The sequence below is a fragment of the Sandarakinorhabdus limnophila DSM 17366 genome (assembly GCF_945882885.1).
Taxonomy (GTDB): Bacteria; Pseudomonadota; Alphaproteobacteria; order Sphingomonadales; family Sphingomonadaceae; genus Sandarakinorhabdus; species Sandarakinorhabdus limnophila_A.
In genome coordinates this window covers 12,765-31,644 of sequence record NZ_CAMCWT010000032.1, presented here as the reverse complement: position 1 = coordinate 31,644, position 18,880 = coordinate 12,765, and the positions used below count along the sequence as shown (strand labels likewise).

At 66.2% G+C, this 18,880-nt stretch carries 20 protein-coding genes; 16 read left to right on the top strand and 4 right to left on the bottom strand.

Translation table 11 applies throughout. The features are described 5' to 3' along the window. The coding region (locus Q7O19_RS08590) for a M28 family peptidase (RefSeq protein ID WP_303809928.1) at nucleotides 1–1,300 on the top strand (1,300 nt) is incomplete at its 5' end. On the opposite strand, the gene Q7O19_RS08585 is transcribed toward Q7O19_RS08590, so the two are convergent. After that, nucleotides 1,297–2,184: a DMT family transporter gene (locus tag Q7O19_RS08585; RefSeq protein ID WP_303809926.1), complete on the bottom strand. Its 888-nt coding sequence runs from the start codon at nucleotides 2,182–2,184 to the stop codon at nucleotides 1,297–1,299. The two genes, Q7O19_RS08590 and Q7O19_RS08585, sit on opposite strands and share 4 nt — an antisense overlap. 255 nt (nucleotides 2,185–2,439) lie before the next feature. Between Q7O19_RS08585 and Q7O19_RS08580 the strand changes: the two genes are divergently transcribed. The 13 genes from Q7O19_RS08580 to Q7O19_RS08520 all read left to right on the top strand — a co-directional run bounded on the left by Q7O19_RS08580 (nucleotide 2,440) and on the right by Q7O19_RS08520 (nucleotide 12,233). Next, nucleotides 2,440–2,640: a hypothetical protein gene (locus tag Q7O19_RS08580; RefSeq protein ID WP_303809925.1), complete on the top strand. Its 201-nt coding sequence runs from the start codon at nucleotides 2,440–2,442 to the stop codon at nucleotides 2,638–2,640. A gap of 195 nt (nucleotides 2,641–2,835) precedes the next feature. Beyond that, nucleotides 2,836–3,312 (top strand): AraC family transcriptional regulator, encoded by a 477-nt coding sequence (locus Q7O19_RS08575; RefSeq protein ID WP_303809924.1) that lies wholly within the window; start codon nucleotides 2,836–2,838, stop codon nucleotides 3,310–3,312. A gap of 105 nt (nucleotides 3,313–3,417) precedes the next feature. Then, entirely contained in the window at nucleotides 3,418–3,870 is a 453-nt protein-coding gene (locus Q7O19_RS08570; RefSeq protein WP_369692458.1) for an SUF system Fe-S cluster assembly regulator, read from the top strand. A 16-nt stretch (nucleotides 3,871–3,886) separates the two neighbouring features. Beyond that, entirely contained in the window at nucleotides 3,887–5,407 is a 1,521-nt protein-coding gene (gene sufB, locus Q7O19_RS08565) for a Fe-S cluster assembly protein SufB (protein WP_303809923.1), read from the top strand. Next, a complete protein-coding gene (locus tag Q7O19_RS08560; protein ID WP_303809921.1) occupies nucleotides 5,404–5,790 on the top strand; it encodes a hypothetical protein in 387 nt (128 codons plus the stop codon). The genes sufB and Q7O19_RS08560 overlap by 4 nt, the downstream gene beginning before the upstream one ends. A gap of 13 nt (nucleotides 5,791–5,803) precedes the next feature. Continuing rightward, on the top strand, nucleotides 5,804–6,544 hold the full coding sequence (gene sufC, locus Q7O19_RS08555; RefSeq protein WP_303782809.1) for a Fe-S cluster assembly ATPase SufC: 741 nt from the start codon (nucleotides 5,804–5,806) through the stop codon (nucleotides 6,542–6,544). Continuing rightward, nucleotides 6,541–7,269 (top strand): SufD family Fe-S cluster assembly protein, encoded by a 729-nt coding sequence (locus Q7O19_RS08550; protein ID WP_303809920.1) that lies wholly within the window; start codon nucleotides 6,541–6,543, stop codon nucleotides 7,267–7,269. Before sufC ends, Q7O19_RS08550 begins: the two co-directional genes overlap by 4 nt. Continuing rightward, entirely contained in the window at nucleotides 7,266–8,483 is a 1,218-nt protein-coding gene (locus Q7O19_RS08545) for a cysteine desulfurase (RefSeq protein ID WP_303809919.1), read from the top strand. Before Q7O19_RS08550 ends, Q7O19_RS08545 begins: the two co-directional genes overlap by 4 nt. After that, nucleotides 8,483–8,947, top strand: coding sequence for a DUF59 domain-containing protein (locus Q7O19_RS08540; RefSeq protein WP_273434136.1), 465 nt, complete (start codon nucleotides 8,483–8,485; stop codon nucleotides 8,945–8,947). The genes Q7O19_RS08545 and Q7O19_RS08540 overlap by 1 nt, the downstream gene beginning before the upstream one ends. Further along, nucleotides 8,947–9,309, top strand: coding sequence for an iron-sulfur cluster assembly accessory protein (locus tag Q7O19_RS08535; protein ID WP_303809918.1), 363 nt, complete (start codon nucleotides 8,947–8,949; stop codon nucleotides 9,307–9,309). The genes Q7O19_RS08540 and Q7O19_RS08535 overlap by 1 nt, the downstream gene beginning before the upstream one ends. 55 nt (nucleotides 9,310–9,364) lie before the next feature. Then, a complete protein-coding gene (locus tag Q7O19_RS08530) occupies nucleotides 9,365–10,573 on the top strand; it encodes an FAD-binding domain-containing protein (RefSeq protein WP_303809916.1) in 1,209 nt (402 codons plus the stop codon). A gap of 45 nt (nucleotides 10,574–10,618) precedes the next feature. Then, nucleotides 10,619–10,870: a hypothetical protein gene (locus Q7O19_RS08525; RefSeq protein ID WP_303809914.1), complete on the top strand. Its 252-nt coding sequence runs from the start codon at nucleotides 10,619–10,621 to the stop codon at nucleotides 10,868–10,870. A gap of 13 nt (nucleotides 10,871–10,883) precedes the next feature. Further along, a complete protein-coding gene (locus Q7O19_RS08520) occupies nucleotides 10,884–12,233 on the top strand; it encodes a peptide MFS transporter (protein ID WP_303809912.1) in 1,350 nt (449 codons plus the stop codon). Here the strand turns inward: Q7O19_RS08520 and Q7O19_RS08515 are convergent. Both Q7O19_RS08515 and Q7O19_RS08510 read right to left on the bottom strand, forming a co-directional pair. Beyond that, nucleotides 12,230–12,778, bottom strand: a complete 549-nt coding sequence (locus Q7O19_RS08515) for a histidine phosphatase family protein (protein WP_022679574.1) — start codon at nucleotides 12,776–12,778, stop codon at nucleotides 12,230–12,232. The two genes, Q7O19_RS08520 and Q7O19_RS08515, sit on opposite strands and share 4 nt — an antisense overlap. Next, nucleotides 12,775–15,525 (bottom strand): ATP-dependent DNA helicase, encoded by a 2,751-nt coding sequence (locus tag Q7O19_RS08510; RefSeq protein WP_303809931.1) that lies wholly within the window; start codon nucleotides 15,523–15,525, stop codon nucleotides 12,775–12,777. The genes Q7O19_RS08515 and Q7O19_RS08510 overlap by 4 nt, the downstream gene beginning before the upstream one ends. Before the next feature lie 49 nt (nucleotides 15,526–15,574). Between Q7O19_RS08510 and Q7O19_RS08505 the strand changes: the two genes are divergently transcribed. Next, entirely contained in the window at nucleotides 15,575–17,161 is a 1,587-nt protein-coding gene (locus Q7O19_RS08505) for a lysine--tRNA ligase (protein ID WP_303809910.1), read from the top strand. 63 nt (nucleotides 17,162–17,224) lie between these two features. On the opposite strand, the gene bdcA is transcribed toward Q7O19_RS08505, so the two are convergent. Continuing rightward, nucleotides 17,225–17,938, bottom strand: coding sequence for an SDR family oxidoreductase (gene bdcA / locus Q7O19_RS08500; RefSeq protein ID WP_303809929.1), 714 nt, complete (start codon nucleotides 17,936–17,938; stop codon nucleotides 17,225–17,227). 89 nt (nucleotides 17,939–18,027) lie between these two features. Here bdcA and Q7O19_RS08495 point away from each other — a divergent pair, with 89 nt between their 5' ends. Further along, nucleotides 18,028–18,783 carry a hypothetical protein gene (locus tag Q7O19_RS08495; RefSeq protein WP_303809908.1) on the top strand — a complete coding sequence of 252 codons (756 nt, stop codon included), beginning with the start codon at nucleotides 18,028–18,030 and terminating at the stop codon, nucleotides 18,781–18,783. Nucleotides 18,784–18,880 lie beyond the last annotated feature (97 nt).

Sequence of the window (18,880 nt, the reverse complement as noted above, 5' to 3'; positions counted from 1 at the left end):
GATGAACGGCACGGCGCTGCCGATTCGATTGGGCGAGAACGCCACGTTAGCGCTGCGCTTGCCCGGCGACATGGCGATCAGCACCGCGCCGATGGTCTTTGCCGGCTTCGGCGTGGTGGCGGGCGGGCATGATCCCTATGCGGGGGTGGATGTGGCCGGCAAGGTGGTGCTGCTGCTCGCCGGCGATCCTGATGGTGAAGCCGGGGCCTATCTGGGCTTTGAGGGCCGCCGCCTTACTTATGCTGGCCGCGTCGGCATCAAGATGGCAGCCGCCGCCAAGGCCGGCGCCGTGGGCGCCATCGTGCTGCATGAGGATTTCGCCGCCTCCTATTCGCTGGCGCAGCTGGTCGGCACCGAACGCGTGGCGCAGATGGTGCCGGGCGCGACGACATTTGGCGGCGCTTTCCGCTTTGCCAGCTGGATCGAAGGCGGGCTGGGCCAGCGGTTGCTGGCCGCCGCGGGCCTGGATCTGGCCCGCGCCAAGGCCGCCGCTCGCAAAGCCGATTTCCGCGCCCTGCCGCTGCCCGCTACCGCCACCGCGAGCGGCCGGCTGACCGCGACGCCGTTCACCAGTTACAACGTCGTGGGCAAGCTGCCCGGCACGACGCAGGCCGGCGAGACCGTGCTGTTCGGCGCGCACTGGGATGCCAACGGGCAGGGTGTGGCCGATGCGAAGGGCGACGCCATCCGCAACGGCGCCATCGACAATGCCACCGGCACCGCCGAACTGATCGAGGTTGCCCGCGCCTCTGCCGCCGGCCCGCGCCCGGCGCGCACGCTGGTGTTTGCAGCGTGGACGGCGGAGGAGAAGGGCCTGCTCGGTGCCGAATATTATGCTGCCAATCCGCTGGTGCCGCTGGCCAGCACGGTGGCCGTGATCAATCTCGATCCGCACGTGCAGCTGCCGCGCACCCGCAGCCTGGAACTGATCGGCGGCGGCCGCACCACGCTGGAAGGCGATCTCGGCGATGCGGCGAAGGCCATGGGCCTGGTGGTGGTGCCCGAACCCAATCCGGAGGCCGGCTGGTATTTCCGGTCCGACCATTTCCCCTTTGCGCGTCTAGGCGTGCCGGCGCTGGCCTTCCGCGCCGGGCGCGATCTGGTGACGGGCGGCGTGACGGCCGGGCAGGCGTTGATCGATGATTACAACCAGCGCTGCTATCACCAGCCCTGCGACGAGGTGGGCAAGGGCTTCACGTTCGAAGCCGCCGCGCAGGAGGCCGAGGCGGCGTGGCGCGTTGGGCTCGCCGTCGCCAACCGCTGGCAGAAACCGGGTTGGACAGCGCAGCCGAAATTCTAGCCCCGGCTGGGCAGCCGTGCGATCACCAACGCGGCCACCACCATCAGCGCGCCCACCATTTCCAGCGACCCCGGCACTTCACCAAAGCGCCACGCCCCGATCATCGCGCTGATGGCCGGCTGCACCAGCAGCGACAGACCCACAACCAGCGGCGACAGGTGGCGCACGGCATAAACGATCAGGCCCTGGCCCACCACCTGGCTGCCGATGGCAAGGCCCAGCACCGGGGTCCAATTCTGGGGCCAGAACACGCCACTTGCCGCCAAGGGGGCGAGTGCGAGGGCGGAAGCCAGCGTTGCCAGCGCCAGCGCCGGCATCGCCTGCAGTGTGCCGCGTACCTTTTCGATGGCGATCAGATAGATGGAGTAAAAGACAGCGGCCGCCAGACAAAGCAGATCGCCCGCGAAATGACGCGGCGACAGTTCGGCACTGCGGCCGAGCAGCAGGGTCACCCCCGCCGCCGCAGAGGCCAGCGCCCACCATTGCGGCCGGGACAATTTCTGGCCGAGCGCGAGCAAGCCATATAGCGGCAGCATGAACGTGGCGGCATTGGCCAACAGTGTCGAATTGGCCAGCGTGGTGCGCATGATGCCGAGATGCCAGACGGACAGATCAGCCGCAAAGGCGAAGCCGGCCAGCGCCGTCAGCCCAACAATACCCAAAGTGGTGTCGGCAAAGCCCGCCGGCTTGCCGCCGGGGGCCCGCACGACAAAGGCCAGCGCCAGCAGGAACGGGACGGCCAGCGCCTGCCGCCAGAAGGCCGAAGCCAGCGGCCCAACATCGGCCAATCGCACCAGCCACGGGCCAAAGGCCAGGCAGGCCGATCCAGTGATCATGGCCGGAAAGGCCAGACGGCCTGGCGCTTGCGTGGTGGTGCTGCCCATGGCGGCCGGCTTACGGGCTTTGCCGCGCCGCGCAAGAGGGCGATCCTGTCGGATATCTACAATCCATGGCCGCCGGCCAGGCCTATGAACAGGATGCGACCCGTGGAAGGCCAGTTTTCAGGCCTTCCCGAACTTGAACGGCCCGGATGGCTTTGCTGTCCGGGCCGCTTTTTGTGGGGCGTTGACAAAATGGTTCTTTCTGTTATCTTTCAGTAACGGAATTGCAATGACTGCTGTGGCCGCAGCGGACAGGGCATGACCGGCCGGGGAGGGCAGGCCATGATTTCCATCCAGTATTTCGAGCCGCCGCCGGCACTGCGGCTGCACGTGTCGGCGCTTTATTGGTTCGAAACCGCGGCACCGGGGTTTTCTGATCTGATGCGCGCCGAACTGGGCCAGATCCGGCTGTTGGTCGATGGCGTCGCCCGCAACAACTACAAATCCGGAAAGCAATAGGAGGGCAGCGGGGCCATCCTGCAGGGCCCGACCACCGCACCCACCCATTATAGTGCAAATACGCGGCTTCGCCTGTTTGGCATTGGCCTGCTGCCCCTTGGCTGGGCAGAACTGATCGGGCTTTCGGCCGACGAACTGGCCGACAATGCCACCGATCTGAGCAGCGTGTTGCCACCGGCGCTGGTGACAGACTTGATGGACGCGCTTGCCTGCGCATCCACCAATGCCGGCCGCGCCCGCGTGGTCACCGATTTCCTGCAGGCGCGGCTGGCGGCCAACCGTCACGCCGCTCGCTGGTTCACCCGGTTGGCCGATGAATGGCTCACCGCCAGCCCCAATCCACAGGTTGATGCGCTGGTGGCAGCCTCGGGCATGTCGTCACGCTCAGTCGAACGGCTCACAAACCGGCTCTATGGCGCATCGCCCAAGCTGTTGGCGCGCAAATATCGTGCGCTGAGCGCTGCGGTGCGCTTGGGCATGGGCGACGCGCAAGGCTGGTCGGATGCAGCGCGCGATGCCTTCTATGATCAGACACATTTCATCCGCGAATTCAGCGCTTTCACCGGCCTTACCCCGGCGCGCTTTCAGGCCCAGCTCGCCCCGCTCACCCGCGCCACCATGACCCAGCGCCGGCAACTGCCTGGCCTGCCCAGCCTGGTGCGCATCGCCTGAACGTGACGCCGCTCCCAAAGCGGCGCAAACCTTGACACCAGCCGGCCCGAACCGCATAAGTAGACCAGATTTGTCCACTTTGCGGGCACCGCTGGGAACCGACGCTTGATTCGTCTCACCAACCTTGCCGATTATGCCGTCGTCGTGATGGCTGCGGCCGCGCGTGAGCCGGGGGTGAAATTGTCGGCGGCGCGGGTGGCGGAATTGACGATGATCCCGGCGCCCACCGTGGCCAAGATAATGGGCACACTGGCGCGTGGCGGGCTGCTGACCGCATCACGCGGCGTGGCCGGTGGCTTCACCCTTTCCCGCGACCCGGCCAACATCAGTGTCGTGGACGTGGTGGAAGCGGTGGACGGCCCGATCGCGCTGACCAGCTGTGCCGGGAACGACGTGAACGACTGTGTGATGGAAGGCCATTGCGCGATCCGGGGACATTGGGCCCCGATCAACCAGGCCGTGCGCGGCGCGCTTGCCGCCGTGACACTGGCCGATCTGGTGCGACCGGCGGCAGCGGCTGCACCATTGGCGGCGCCCGCCCCGGCGCTGGCTGACTGACTGAAAGAGACGAGTGATGTCTGAAGACGTGTCTGCCACTGCCGTGGAGAATGAACCTGTTCAGGATGCCCCCATCCAGGACGCCGAAGCACGTGCCGCGGTTGCCGATCTTGCCGCCTACAAATGGGGCTTTTCCACCGACGTTGAATCGGAAATGGCGCCCAAGGGGCTGACCACCGATACCGTCCGCTACATCTCCGCCAAGAAGGGCGAGCCCGAATGGCTGCTCGACTGGCGGCTGAAGGCCTTTGCCAAGTGGGAAGCGATGGAGAGCCCGGATTGGGCAAAGCTCCATATCGCGCCGATCGATTACCAGGACGCTTATTATTACGCCGCGCCCAAGGCCAAGCCGACCCTGGCCTCGCTCGATGAACTCGATCCCGAAATCCGCCGCACCTATGAAAAACTCGGCATTCCGATCGAGGAGCAGAAGATGCTCGCCGGCGTCGAAGGTTCGCGGCGGATCGCCGTGGATGCCGTATTCGACAGCGTGTCCGTCGCCACCACCTTCCGTGCCGAACTGGAAAAGGCCGGCGTCATCTTCAGTTCGATCAGCGAGGCGGTGAAGGAATATCCTGATCTGGTGAAGAAGTGGCTGGGCAGCGTCGTGCCGGTCACCGACAATTATTTTGCCTGCCTGAACTGCGCCGTCTTTTCGGATGGCACTTTCGTCTACATTCCGCCGGGCGTGCGCTGCCCGATGGAGCTTTCCACCTATTTCCGCATCAATGCGGCCAACACCGGCCAGTTCGAACGCACGTTGATCATCGCCGACAAGGGCAGTTACGTCTCCTATCTGGAAGGCTGCACCGCCCCGATGCGCGATGAGAATCAGCTGCACGCCGCCGTGGTGGAACTGGTCGCGCTGGACGATGCCGAGATCAAATATTCGACCGTGCAGAACTGGTATCCGGGCGATGCGGAAGGCAAGGGCGGCATCTATAATTTCGTCACCAAGCGCGCCAACTGCCTGGGGAAGAACAGCAAAGTGAGCTGGACGCAGGTTGAAACAGGCAGCGCCATCACCTGGAAATATCCCAGCTGCGTGCTGTCGGGCGATGGCAGCGTGGGTGAATTCTATTCGGTGGCCGTCACCAACAATCGCCAGCAGGCCGATACCGGCACCAAGATGATCCATCTGGGCAAGAACACCACGTCCACCATCGTTTCGAAGGGCATCAGCGCCGGGCGCTCAAGTGGCACATACCGTGGCCTGGTGCGCGTGGCGGCAACGGCGGAAGGCGCGCGCAATCACACCCAGTGCGACAGCCTGTTGCTCGGCAGCCAATGCGGCGCCCATACCGTGCCCTATATCGAGGTGCGCAATCCCAGCGCCACCATCGAGCATGAAGCCACCACTTCGAAGATCAGCGATGATCAGGTGTTCTATGCCCAATCGCGCGGGCTGGACGCAGAAGCCGCCGTCAGCCTGATCGTCAACGGTTTCTGCCGTGAGGTGCTGCAGCAGCTGCCGATGGAGTTTGCGGTGGAAGCGCAGAAGCTGCTCGGCATCAGCCTGGAAGGCAGCGTGGGATGAGGCTGGCGATTGCCTTGCCTCTGCTGCTGTCGCTTGCCGCCTGCGATGCGGCACCGACACGCATCGATCCCAGGGGCCAGCAGCTGCGCTCCGAGTTAGACACGTTGACGGCTGACTATAGCAAATGCGTCGATAAAAAGGTCGCCGCCGCCGATGTATCCAAGGACCCCGCCGGCAGCATCGCCATCGAAGCCGTGAAGGCCTGCCGCCCGCTGCGCGGCGCACTCAGGCTCAAGGTCGCATCCTTCGATCGACTTGGTCACCCGAACCACACGGCCAATCAGGCCGAAGCCGTCGCCGAAGCCAGCGTGGGCGTGATTGAAAAAGAACTGCGCGAACAGGCGGTGGTCACCATCGTCAAGCGCCAGAACCAGACCCGTTAAGGACTGCCCCCAAATGCTCGTTATCGACAATCTCACCGCCGAAATTGATGGCAAGACCATCCTGAAGGGCCTGACGCTGACCGTGAATGCCGGTGAAGTGCACGCCATCATGGGGCCGAACGGCGCCGGCAAATCCACCCTGTCCTATGTGCTGGCCGGCCGCGCTGGTTATGAAGTGACCGGCGGTTCGGTGACCTTCCGCGGTGAAGATCTGCTGGCCAAGGCGCCGCACGAACGTGCGGCTGCCGGGCTGTTCCTGGGACTGCAATATCCGGTGGAGATCCCCGGCGTTTCGAACCTGTTGTTCCTGCGCACGGCGCTCAACGCCCAACGCACGCTGCGCGGTGAAGCCGAAGCCTCGGGCGCGGAGTTCATGAAGCTGGCCAAGGCCGCCGCCGAAAAGCTCGGCCTGCCGTTCGACATGATGAAGCGCGCCGTGAACCAGGGTTTTTCGGGCGGCGAGAAGAAGCGCAACGAGATGGTGCAGATGCATGTGCTGCAGCCCTGGCTGGCCGTGCTCGATGAGACCGATTCCGGCCTTGATATTGATGCGCTGCGCGTCGTTTCCGATGGCATCAATTCGATGCGCGGGCCAGATCGTGCCACGCTGCTGATCACCCATTATCAGCGCCTGCTCGATTATGTCGTGCCCGATCATATCCACGTGCTGATGGACGGCCGCATCGTCCATTCGGGCGGCGCCGAACTGGCCCACAAGCTGGAGGCGGAAGGCTATTCCGCCATCGCCGCATGAGCGCGCTCCCCACCCGCAAGAATGAGGCCTGGCGCTACAGCGAACTCGCCGCCGTTGCCCGCCACTGGCCGGTCGCGGTCGAGCCGGTCGTGGTGCCGGCCGGCGAGACGCACAGCGACATCATCCGCGCCAGCGAAGAGGGCATCCGTCACCTCGCCATCAGCATCGGCGCGGGCGGCGCGTACCGCCTGACCATCCTCGATTCGGGCCGCGCCTATGGCCGCATCGCGCTGGACGTGACGCTGCACGAAGGCGCTGATTTCCAGTTGGGCGCGATCCTGATCGGCAAGGGCGCGCAAACCATCGAACTGGTCACCACCGTCCGCCATATCGGCCCCAATTCCACCAGCCGCCAGATCGTGCGCGCCGTCGCCGGCGGCACCGCGACCACCTCCTATCTCGGCCAGGTCGCCGTGGCGCGCGAAGGCCAGAAGACCGACGCCAGCCAGTCGTTCAAGGCCATCCTGCTCAACCGCGGTGCAACAGCCAACGCCAAACCGGAGCTGGAAATCTTTGCCGATGATGTGAAATGCGCCCACGGCGCCGCCATCGGCGAGATCGACAACAATGCGCTGTTTTACATGACCAGCCGCGGTGTGCCGCCGGCCCAGGCCCGCGCCCTGCTCACCCGCGCCTTCCTGTCGGACGCGCTGGAAGGCCTGGACGAAGCGATCACCGAAACGCTCGACGCCGAGATCACCGCCCTGATGGAGACGGCGGCGTGACCGTGGCGACCGCACCTGCCTTGCTCGATCTGAAGGGCGATTTCCCCGGTTTGGCCGGCGATTGGGCCTATCTCGACACGGCGGCGACCTCGCAAAAGCCGCAAGCCGTGATCGACGCCATCGCCCGCGTCTACGGCCCGGATTATGCGACCGTGCATCGCGGTGTGTACGAACGCTCCGCCACCATGACGCTGCGGTTTGAGGAAGCCCGCGCCACCGTCGCCCGCTTCATCGGCGCCGCATCGCCGGACGAAGTCGTGTTCGTGCGCGGCGCCACTGAAGGCATCAACCTGGTCGCACAAAGCTGGGGCCAGCGCCTCAAGGCGGGTGACCGCATCCTGATTTCCACGCTGGAACATCACAGCAATATAGTGCCGTGGCAGATGCTGTGCGAACGCAGCGGCGCCGTGCTCGACGTCGCGCCGCTGACCGACAATGGCCGCATCGACGAAGATGCGCTCATCGCCATGATCCGCCCGGAAACCAAGCTGGTCAGCATCGCCCATATCTCCAACGTGCTCGGCGGCATTGCCGATGTGCGCCGCATTGCCGATGCCGCCCATGCCGCCGGCGCGCTGCTGATGGTTGATGGCTGCCAGGCCGCGCCGCGCCTCGCGCTCGACATGGCCGCGCTCGATTGCGATTTCTACGTGCTGTCGGGCCACAAGCTCTATGGCCCGACCGGCATCGGCGTGTTGTGGGCGCGGGCCGAGATTCTCGCCTCCATGCCGCCGTGGCAGGGCGGCGGCGCCATGATCGAAACGGTGACGTTCGAGCAGACCACTTATGCCCCGCCCCCCGGCCGTTTCGAAGCTGGCACACCGCACATCGAAGGCGTGATCGGCCTCGCGGCTGCCATCGATTATGTGGAGTCCATCGGGATCGACCGCATCCACGCCCACGAGGCCACACTGGTGCGCCAGGCCCGCGAAGCCCTTTCGGGTCTCAACAGCATCCGCCTGTGGGGCCCAGAAGATTCCGCCGGCATCCTCAGTTTCACCATGCAGGGGGTGCATCCGCACGACATCGGCACCATATTGGATGAAGCGGGCGTGGCCATCCGCGCCGGGCATCATTGCGCCCAGCCGTTGATGAACCTGCTCGGCGTGCCGGCCACCGCCCGTGCCAGTTTCGGCCTCTATTCCAGCCCACGCGATGTCGAACGGCTGGTGGATGGCCTTTCCCGTGTTTCCCGTATTTTTGGGGTCAAGTAATGTCTGATCGCGCCTTCGAAGTTGAAGAAGTCAATGAAGCCAAGCCGGTGGCCAAGGCGCCGCCGCTGCGCGCCATGCAGGAAGCGGAATCGAGTGGCCACACACCGGATTATCTCGATGGCTTCCTGAAACAGAAGCCAGAGCCGGCCCCTGCCGACGCGAGCAGCGACCTGGTGGATGAAATTGTTGCCGCCCTGCGCCAGATCCACGATCCGGAAATCCCGGTGAACATCTACGATCTTGGCCTCATCTACGGCGTCGAAGTCGATAACGGCCACGCCGTGGTGACGATGACGTTGACGACGCCAACCTGCCCGGTGGCCGAATCCATGCCCGGCGAAGTCGAAATCCGCGTGTGCGCCGTGCCGGGCGTGCAAAGCTGCGACGTCAATCTGGTGTGGGAGCCGTCGTGGGACCCCGGCAAGATGACCGACGAAGCCAAGCTTGAGATGGGAATGTTGTGATGGAACAGACGACAACTCTGCGTCGCCCTCGCCCCGCGCCCTTGATCGTGACCGAAGGGGCTTCCAACCGCATCGCCGCCATCCTGGCCGCCGCGCCGGCTGATGCCGTGGGCGTGCGCCTTTCCACCCCGCGCCGCGGCTGTTCGGGCCTGGCCTATGATCTGGCCTACGTGACCGCCGCCAAGCCGGCAGACGAGCGCATCGACACGCCCCGCGGCACCTTGTTCGTTGATGGCGGCAGCCTGATGTACCTGATCGGCAGCACGATGGACTGGCGCGAGGATGATTTCACCGCCGGCTTCGTGTTCAACAACCCCAACGCCAAGGGCAGCTGCGGCTGCGGGGAAAGCTTCACGGTCTGACACTGCGGCATCGCGGCAAGGGCGCTCCGGCGGCTGAGCCGCTATCCCGCCGTTCATGAGCTTCCCCCTCACTCGCGACGATGCCCTTGCCCGCCTGAAGGACTTCGTGCCACTGGCGGGCCGCGCCTATGCCGCGCGGCGCAATCATGATGGCGGGCCAGACGGCAAGGCGACCACGTCACTTCTGTCCCCCGCCATCCGCCGCCGGCTGATCAGCGAACCCGAAGTCGCCGCTGCTGCCATCGCCGCGCATGGCTTCGGCGGCGCCGAAAAATTCGTGCAGGAAGTGTGCTGGCGCACCTATTGGGTCGGCTGGCTGCAGCAGCGCCCGGAAATCTGGGCGCGATGGCAGGCCGATGTGGTGCGCATGGAGGCGATGCTGGCCGAGGACGGCAAATGGCAGCGCCGGTACGAACTCGCACTCACTGGCAACACCGGCATCGACTGTTTCGATGCCTGGGTGCACGAACTGATCGAAACCGGCTGGCTGCACAACCATGTGCGGATGAGCTTTGCCAGCATCTGGTGCTTCACCCTGCGCCTGCCCTGGCAGCTGGGCGCGGCCTTCTTCTACAAGCACCTCCTCGATGCGTGCCCGGCCAGCAACACGCTTGGCTGGCGCTGGGTGGTGGGCCTGCAGACGGCGGGGAAGACTTATCTGGCCCGCGCCGATCTGATCCGCGACCTTTCGGGGGGGCGCTTTTCCGTGGACGCGCCGTTGGCCCGCGAGGCCACACCGTGGCCGGCGGATATCATCCCTCCACCGATCCCGGCCGCACCGGTGATCCAAGCCGATCCCACCGCCCGCACCGGGCTGTTCGTCACCACGGAAGACACCAGCCTTGAAACGCTGGCCCTGCCCGGCGCCATCGTGGCGCTGGCCGCCACAGCTGATATCGGCGGCACCCCGGCGCCGCTGAAGCACCAGGTCGCGATGGCGATGCTGGCCGACGGTCTGCAACGCGCCGCCACGCGGCTGGGGCTGGAGCCGGAACGTGTCGATGCCACCTTCGGCGTGGACGCCATGCGCGATTGGGCCGCCCGCAACCGGCTGACGCAGATCATCACCGCCGATGCGCCCGTAGGCCCGGTGAAGGACCGGCTCGACGTGCTGGCCCCCGCGCTGGCCGCCGACGGCGTGCAGCTGGTGCGGTTGCGGCGGGCGTGGGATGATGTCGCTTGGCCGCACGCGAAAAAGGGCTTCTTTCCGTTCAAGGGCGCAATTCCGAAGCTTCTGGCGCTGCCGGCAACCGCAATTGGCTGAGGCGGCTTCATCAAAGCGTCAGCAAACTGCTGTTAGGAGGTAACCATGTTGTTGCGCCCGTTGCTTCTGCTTCCCCTGCCGCTTCTGCTCGGCGGGTGCCTGATGAGCGCCGCCAAGACCATCATCACCGCGCCGATCAAGGCCGGCGCAATCATCTACGACACCGCCACTGAAAGCCAGGAAGAGGCCGACATCAAGCGCGGCCGCGCCGCCCGCAAGGCGGATGAGCAGGCCGAGCGCGACGCCAAACGTGCAGCACGCGAGCGGCGGCGCGCTGCAGAGGACGCCCCGCGCTAATCACCCCTTGGGGGTGACGCGGCCACCGTCCACGGTGCTGGCCATGGGGGAAACGCGCACTTTCGCAGGCCATCCGGTGGGCCTGACCATCGTCACCGTGGCGGAAGCGCTGCAGGCGGCCGGCGTCTATGGCGTGCAGGCGCTGCTCATCCTTTACATGGCGAATTTCCTGTTCACGCCCGATCAGCTGGCCAGTGTTGGCTGCTTCAACGCGTGGCGGGACCTGCTGGAAAGCCTGTTCGGCCCGATGAGCCTGCAGGCGCTCGCTACCCAGACGATGGGGCTTTATCTTGGCCTGTTCTTCCTCACCCCGCTTTTGGGCGGCTGGTTGGGCGATCGCCACTGGGGCCCGCGCCTCACCTGCATCCTGAGTGCGGTGCTGGCCACGACCTGCATGGTGATGGTGGTGATCCCGGTAACCTTCCTGCCCGGCCTGCTGGTCTGCGCATTCGGCGCGGGCGCGTTGCGCTGCAACCTGAACGCGCAAACCGGTCATCTCTATGCCCGCGACGATGGTCGCCGCGATGCGGCCTTCTCCATTCTTGCCGCCGGCCTCAACACCGGCGCCTTTCTCGGCCCGCTGCTCATCGGCGCGCTGGGCGAACGGGTGAACTGGCAATGGGGCTTTGCCGCGGCCAGCGGCTGCATGGCTCTGGCCGCGGTTACGCTGCTGGTGGGCAACGGCCTGATGCCGGCCGATACCCCGCCCGACACCCGCCGCAGCGCCCGGTTGCAACCTGGCGACGGCAAAACGATCGCAGCGCTGATCGGCGTCATGCTGCTCACCAGCCTGTTCTGGCTGGCGCAAAGCCAAGTGTGGAACGTCTATTCGCTTTGGGGCCGCGATCATCTGGATCGCATGGTGCTGGGCTTTGACGTGCCCGTTACCTGGCTGCAGGCGTTTGACAGCCTGGCCCCCATCCTCGCCGTGCCGCCGGCGCTGGCGCTGTGGCGCTGGCAAGCGGCACGCGGCAAGGAGCCGAAGGAACTGGGCAAGATCGGCATCGGCATGGCGCTGATGGGAAGCGCCTTTGTCTGGCTGGCGGCGGGCAGCGGTACCGAAAAGACGCCCATCTTGTGGGTCGTCGCTTTCCACCTGGTGCTGAATGTCGGCTGGCTCTACCTCGTCCCCACAGTGAACGCGCTGTTTTCCCGCGCCGCCCCGATGGCCATCACCGGCGTGATGCTGGGCGCGGTGCAGTTCGCGGTGTTTCTTGGCAGCACCATATCGGGCTGGTTGGGGCGCTTTTACGAGACGATGGACATCAGCGCCTTCTGGCTGCTCCACGCCGCCTTCCCGCTGACGGGCGCTGTGATCATGTTGGCCGTGCGCGGGCGGTTGGGGCGCGTGCTCAAACTTTAATCGTCTGGACCCAGGCTCGGATCGAGATCACGCGGCCGCACGAACTTAGTCAGCTCCGCCCGGCCGCCATCGATCTGCGCCCAACGGTCGATGGCAATATCGAGCCGGGCCAGCGTGGCGGTCGGATATTTCAGCTCCGCCTCGGCACGCAGTTTCCCGCCCGGCGGCACCAGTTCCAGCAGCAGATCCTCCAGCCCCGGATTGTGGCCGACCAGCATGGCGTCACTGAATTCGTCGGAAAAACCGGCGCACAACTCGATCAGCGTGGCGGATGACGAAAGATAGATGCGCTGTTCATACACCGGCGCCAGCGGCCGGTTCATGCCGGCTTCCAGGCCTTCGATGGTCTGGCGCACACGCACGGCGGGCGAGGCAAAGACCAGCGCGAAATCGGGCATGTCGCCGCGCCTGATCGCAGCGCCCAGCCATTGCCCCACCTTCATCGCCGCGCGCCGGCCGCGATCGTTCAACGGCCGATCAAAATCCCGCAGCAGGGGATCGTCATAGCCGGACTTGGCGTGGCGCAAGAGCGTGAGCGTCTTCATGTGTGGCCAAGGCTTGGCACATCAGTGGCGGCGATTCCAGAGGCCGAAACGCCGGCCTTCACCAATCGCACCGCCTCTTCCAGCGATACGCGCTCGATCGGCACACCGGGCGGGAAGGCGCCGAGCAGCCGCGACGGCACCGCCGGCCCCAGCAGCACGAAATGGCCATGATCATCGGCCCGCCGGATCAGCCGGCCGAACGCCTGCGCCAGCCGGCCCATCACCACCCGATCATCAAAGCTATTACCGCCACCCGCCAGCCGCCGGGCCGCGTGCAGCACGGCGCGGCGCGGCCACGGCACGCCTTCCATAATCACCTGCCGCAAGGACGTGCCCGGCACATCCACCCCATCGCGCAGCGCATCCGTGCCTAGCAGACTCGCCCCCGGCTCGGCCCGGAAGATATCGACCAGCGTTGCCGTATCGATGGGATCAACATGCTGGGCATAAAGCGGCAAGCCAGCGCGCGCCAACGGATCCGCCAGCCGCGCATGAACCGCGCGCAGCCGGGCAATGGCCGTGAACAGGCCCAACGTGCCGCCGCCCGCCGCCTCGATCAGCGTGCGATAGGCATGGGCCAGCCCGGCGATATCGCGCGGTTTCACGTCGGTCACGATCAGCACGCGCGCCTGAGCGCTGTAATCAAATGGGCTCGATGCCGCGAAATGCTTGGCCGGGCGCGGCAGCCAGGCCGCGCCGGTACGCAGTTCGGCGTCCCGCCAATCATCGGCCAACGCATCGGGCCGCGATCGCAGCGTGGCCGACGTCACCAGCACGCCATGCGCCGGTTCCAACACCGCGCCGGAAAAGGGCCGCATCGGATCGAGCCAACGCCGCTGGATGCCAACATCGAGCAACCGCCCTTCCGCCCGGGCCAGGTCCAGCCAGTCGATGAAATCCGGATCGGCCGGGCCGCCCAATCGGGCCAAAAGTTGCTGCCACGCGCCCAGCAACTGCGCCCGCAACGTCAAGCCCGCCCGCGCGCCTTCCACCCGCGCCCGCGCCCCGCCATCCAGCCAATCGGGCGGATCCTCCAGCAGCAGCGCCAGCCGGCCTTCCAGCTGCGCCATCGGCGTCACCATCGCGCCCAATGCCGCACTGGCCGCCGCTGCCGCCTCCACCAGACGCGGCAGCACTTCGGCGACTTCGGTTTCGAGGCCATAGCCGTGATCAGCCTCCTCGGCGCGCGCCAGCACTTGGCCGCGCACGGCAGCTAACAGGCCTTCCAGCGGACCCTCCGGATCGTCGGTGCCCACCCGCCCCAGCCAGCCTTCGCCGGGGAGGTGGCGCGCCGCCGCCGTAATGCGTTCCACCGCCTGCGCTGCCTCGTCATCATAGCTGATTGCATCGGCCAGCCGCGCCGCGAGCCCGCGCCGCCTGCCGCGCCCGGCCGCGCGTTCCGGGCCGAGCAGCCAGTTCTTCAACTCCACGGCCTCGCGGCCGGTCAGCGCCACCGCGAACGTTGCATCGGCGGCGTCGAACAGGTGATGGCCTTCGTCGAACACCAGCCGCGTGAGGCCGCTGCCTTCGGCCCGGCCGCGCGCCGCGTTGATCATCACCAGCGCGTGGTTGGCGATCACCAGATCGGCCTGAGCGCTGGCCCGGGTCGCGCGTTCGATGAAGCAGCTGCGATAATGCGGGCATGCGGCATAGATACACTCGCCGCGCCTGTCGGTGAGCCCGGCAAAGCTGGTGCGGCCGAACAGCGGTGGCAGCCAGCCGGGCAGATCGCCGCCCACCATGTCGCCATCGCGCGTATATTCGGCCCAACGTTCCGCCAGCCGAGCGAACACCGCTGCACGCCCGCCGAACCCGCCCTGCACCGCGTCTTCCAGGTTGAGCAGGCACAGATAATTCTCGCGGCCCTTGCGCACCACCACCTTGGCACGGCGTTCGGCCGGATCGGGCCACACCCGCGCGGTTTCGGCATCCAACTGGCGTTGCAGGGCCTTGGTGAAGGTCGCCACCCACACGGTCCCTTGCGCCTCGCGTGCCCACAGCGCCGCTGGCGCCAAATAACCCAACGTCTTGCCGATGCCCGTCCCGGCTTCGGCCAGCATCATCTGCGGCGCGCCGCTGGCATCGCGCGGCGCGAACGCTGCGGCGGCCGCCCGCGCATAATCACGCTGGCCGTCACGCTGTTCCGCGCCACTGCCCACCAGCCGCGCAAGCTCCGCCGCCACGGCACCATCTTCCAGCGCCACCACACGCGGCGTGGGGCGCGGTGGCGCTTCCTCCCACTTGGGCAGCAGCTGGAACACATGGCGTTCGGACGCGCGCGGCTTCTCGATCAGCTTTGCCAGATGCGGTGCCCATGCCCAGCGCTGGCGGCCAAGGCTTTGCAATGACGTCCACGCGCCATGCCGTTCCGGCCAATTGGGCTGTGCCGCCACCGCCAGCAACGCCCCGGCCGCGCGTTGCAGGAACCCGGCATCACTTTCCCCCTTGGGCGGCGCAATGCCCAGCGCCGCCGCCAGCCCATGCGCCGTCGGCACGGCAAAGCGCGCCGGATACAGAAAAGCGAACAACTCCAGCAGATCAAGGCCCGACAATTCGCCAATGCCCAGCCGGCTCGCCGTCACCGGCGCATTCAGCAGCAGGTGCGGGCTGTCCCCGGCCCGCGCCATCGCCTCGCCGCGCCCCACACCGCGCACGCTGCCATCCGGCGCAGCGATCCACACCCCGGCATGGCTGGCGACCAGCGCCGGGATCGCCAACGGCGCATCGCGGGATTCAGTTGCACTCATGAAGTTCAGTCGCCAGAGGAAGGCCGAACCCAACCGATAGCCAAAAGCCATGACCATCACCACCGAAACCCTGCAAGCCGCCGCTCTTGAAAACAAGGCCTGGCCGTTCGAGGAAGCCCGCAAGGTGCTGGCGCGCTATCCGAACGGCGTCCCGGCCGGCCACGCGGTGATCTTCGAGACCGGTTATGGTCCGTCGGGCCTGCCGCACATCGGCACCTTTGGCGAAGTGGTGCGCACCACCATGGTCCGCCGCGCCTTCGAAGCGCTGGTGCCCGGCGTGAAGACGCGCCTGATCGCCTTTTCCGACGACATGGACGGGCTGCGCAAGGTGCCAGACGGTATTCCTAACCCCGAAATGCTGCGCGAAGACCTGGGCAAGCCGCTGACCCAGGTGCGCGACCCGTTCGGCACACACAGCAGCTTTGGCGCCCACAACAACGCCCGGCTGCGCGCTTTCCTCGATTCGTTCGGGTTCGATTACGAGTTTCTGAGCTCGACCGAGTGCTACGCCAGCGGCATGTTCGATGCGACGCTGCTGCGGATATTGGCGCATTACGACGACGTGATGGGCATCATCCTGCCCACCCTCGGCCCCGACCGCCGCGCCACCTACTCGCCGTTCCTGCCCGTCGATCCCGTCTCCGGCCATGTGCTGCAGGTGCCCATCGTGGCCCGCGACGTCGCGGCGGGCACCGTTTCCTGCGTCCGCCCCGGCACCAACGACACCGTCACCGTTCCCGTTACCGGCGGCCATTGCAAGCTGCAGTGGAAGGTCGATTGGGCGATGCGCTGGCTGGCGCTGGGCGTCGATTATGAAATGGCCGGCAAGGATCTGATCGACAGCGTCATGCTCTCCGGCAAGATCGTCCGCGCGCTCGGCGGCAACCCACCCGCCGGCTTCAATTACGAGCTGTTCCTCGATGGCGAAGGCGCCAAGATTTCGAAGTCCAAGGGCAACGGCCTGACCATCGAACAATGGCTGGACTACGGCCCGCCCGAAAGCCTCGCGCTCTACATGTTCCAGAGCCCACGCAAGGCCAAGCGCCTACATTACGACGTGATTCCGCGCGCCATCGAGGATTATGCCGATTTCCTGAGCCGTTACCCGGAACAGCCGCTGGAACAGCAACTCGGCAACCCGGTGCACCATATCCACGAAGGCGAGCCGCCGGCACAAATTCTGCCGGTCAGCTTCTCGCTGCTCTTGAACCTCGCTTCGGTCGCCGCCACCGACGATCCGGCGCGGCTGTGGGGCTTCGTGAAGAAATACGCCCCCAGCTCCAGCCCGGAAACGCACCCGATGCTCGATCGGCTGGTGCACCACGCCGCGGCGTATGCGCGCGATTTCGTCATCCCCGGCCTCAACCGCCGCGCGCCGACCGAAACCGAAGCCGTAGCCCTGCGCGACCTCGTCGCTCGCCTTGCTGCCGTAGGCGAAGACGGCGACGCCGAAGCCTTTCAGTTCGAAGTCTACGAAGCCGGCAAGGCCGCCGGCTACGAAAACCTGCGCGACTGGTTCAAATCGCTCTACGAAATACTCATCGGCAGCCAGAACGGCCCCCGCATGGGCGGCTTCATCGCGCTCTATGGGCTGGGGCAGAGCCGAGCGTTGATCGCAGATGCGCTGAAGGACTGAAGAAAGCTGGCCTCCGGCGGGCAGGGGCTGCGTCCCTGCCCGCCGGAGGATCCTATTTCTTCCTTAAATCCCCATCCCACCATCAATCGTCTGCGTTGTGCCCGTGATCATCGCCGCCGCCGGGCTGGCAAGGAACAGCACCAGCGCGGCGATCTCGTCGGCGTGGGCGTGGCGGGGGATGGCCATCATCCCGTGCAGCATCTTGGCGAGCGGCCCTTCCGCCGGGTTCATGTCAGTATCGACCGGGCCGGGCTGCACCACGTTCACGGTGATGCCGCGTGCGCCAAAATCACGGGCCAGGCCGCGGCCGATGCCCTGCACGGCGGATTTGGACAGCGCATAGGCGGTAAGGCCTGCCACCGGCACCCGATCGCCGTTCACCGAACCGATAATGATGATGCGGCCATTGTCGTTCATCCGCCGCCCAGCCTCGACCCCGGCATGATAGGGCGCGCGCACATTGACATCGATCAGGCGGTCCACCACGTCGGCGTCCAGCGTCAACGGATCACCCATCTTTGCCACGCCGGCATTGATCACCATTATATCGAGCGCGCCGGCGCCTGCCACGGCTGCGATGAGTTCGTCACGATTGGCGCTGTCGGCCTTCACCGCCGTGGCGGCGGTTTCAGCTGCCACCGCCGCCGCCGCATCGGGCGAACCGGAGTAACTGAAGCTGACCTTTGCACCCGCCGCCGTGAAATGGCGAACAATTGCCGCGCCGATGCCGCGGCTGCCGCCCAGCACCATCACCAATTTGCCGGAAAAATCGCTCATCTGCGTCAACTCCGCGGGCTGGGATTCATCTGCCGTTCTGGCAAGGTAAGTATTATCGACATCTTCACCCTCTCCAAGCAGGAAACAGCATGACCAAGACCCTCGCCGCCCTCATGATGCTGCTGGCCAGTCCGGCCAGCGCGGCCGCCGTCGATGAATTCCGCGCCGGCAACTGGGCCGCCGCCGTGCGCGATGGGCGGGCGGAGAACAGCGTGGAAAGCCTAGTGCTCGCTGGCCGCGCGCAACTGTCCATCGCCGGCTATCAGACCGACAGCAAGGATCGCGCCCTTGCCCTGGTCGCCGCCGCTGAGAAGGATTTCGACACCGCTCTAGCCCGCGCGCCTGGCAGCGTGGATGCCCAGCTGCAAAAGGCCATCGCCATCGCCTACCGCGCCCAGCTCACCCGCGGCATAGCGCTGGCCAAGGAAACCCGCCGCCGCTTCGAAACCATCCGCACCGCCCACCCGGGCAACAGCCTGGTGTGGGGCGCGCTGGGCGGCTGGCACGGCGGCGCAGTCGCCACGGTGGGCAGCTTCCTCGCCGGCACGGCGCTGGGCGCGAAGAAAACCGAGATGGAGCGCTGCTACGCTCAGGCCCTGAAACTGGCGCCGGGCTTGCCCTCCACCCGCGTGTTTTTCGCCATCACATTGCTCGATCTCGACGCCAGCAACGCCAACCGCGCCGCCGGCCTGCTGAAGGGGCTGGACAATCTGCAAGCGCAGGACGGGTTTGAAGCCATGGTGAAACGCCAGGGGCTAGAATTGGCGGCCGTGCTGATCAAGGGCGACGCTGCCGCCGCGCAGGCAACGGCGCGCAAGCTGAAGGCGTTCAGCCGTATCGTTTGAGAGAAGAGAAATGGCCTCCGGCGGGCAGGGACGCAGTCCCTGCACCCGTTGGTTTTGGATAGCCCGAAAACGAAAGTGGGTGCAGGGGCTCAGCCCC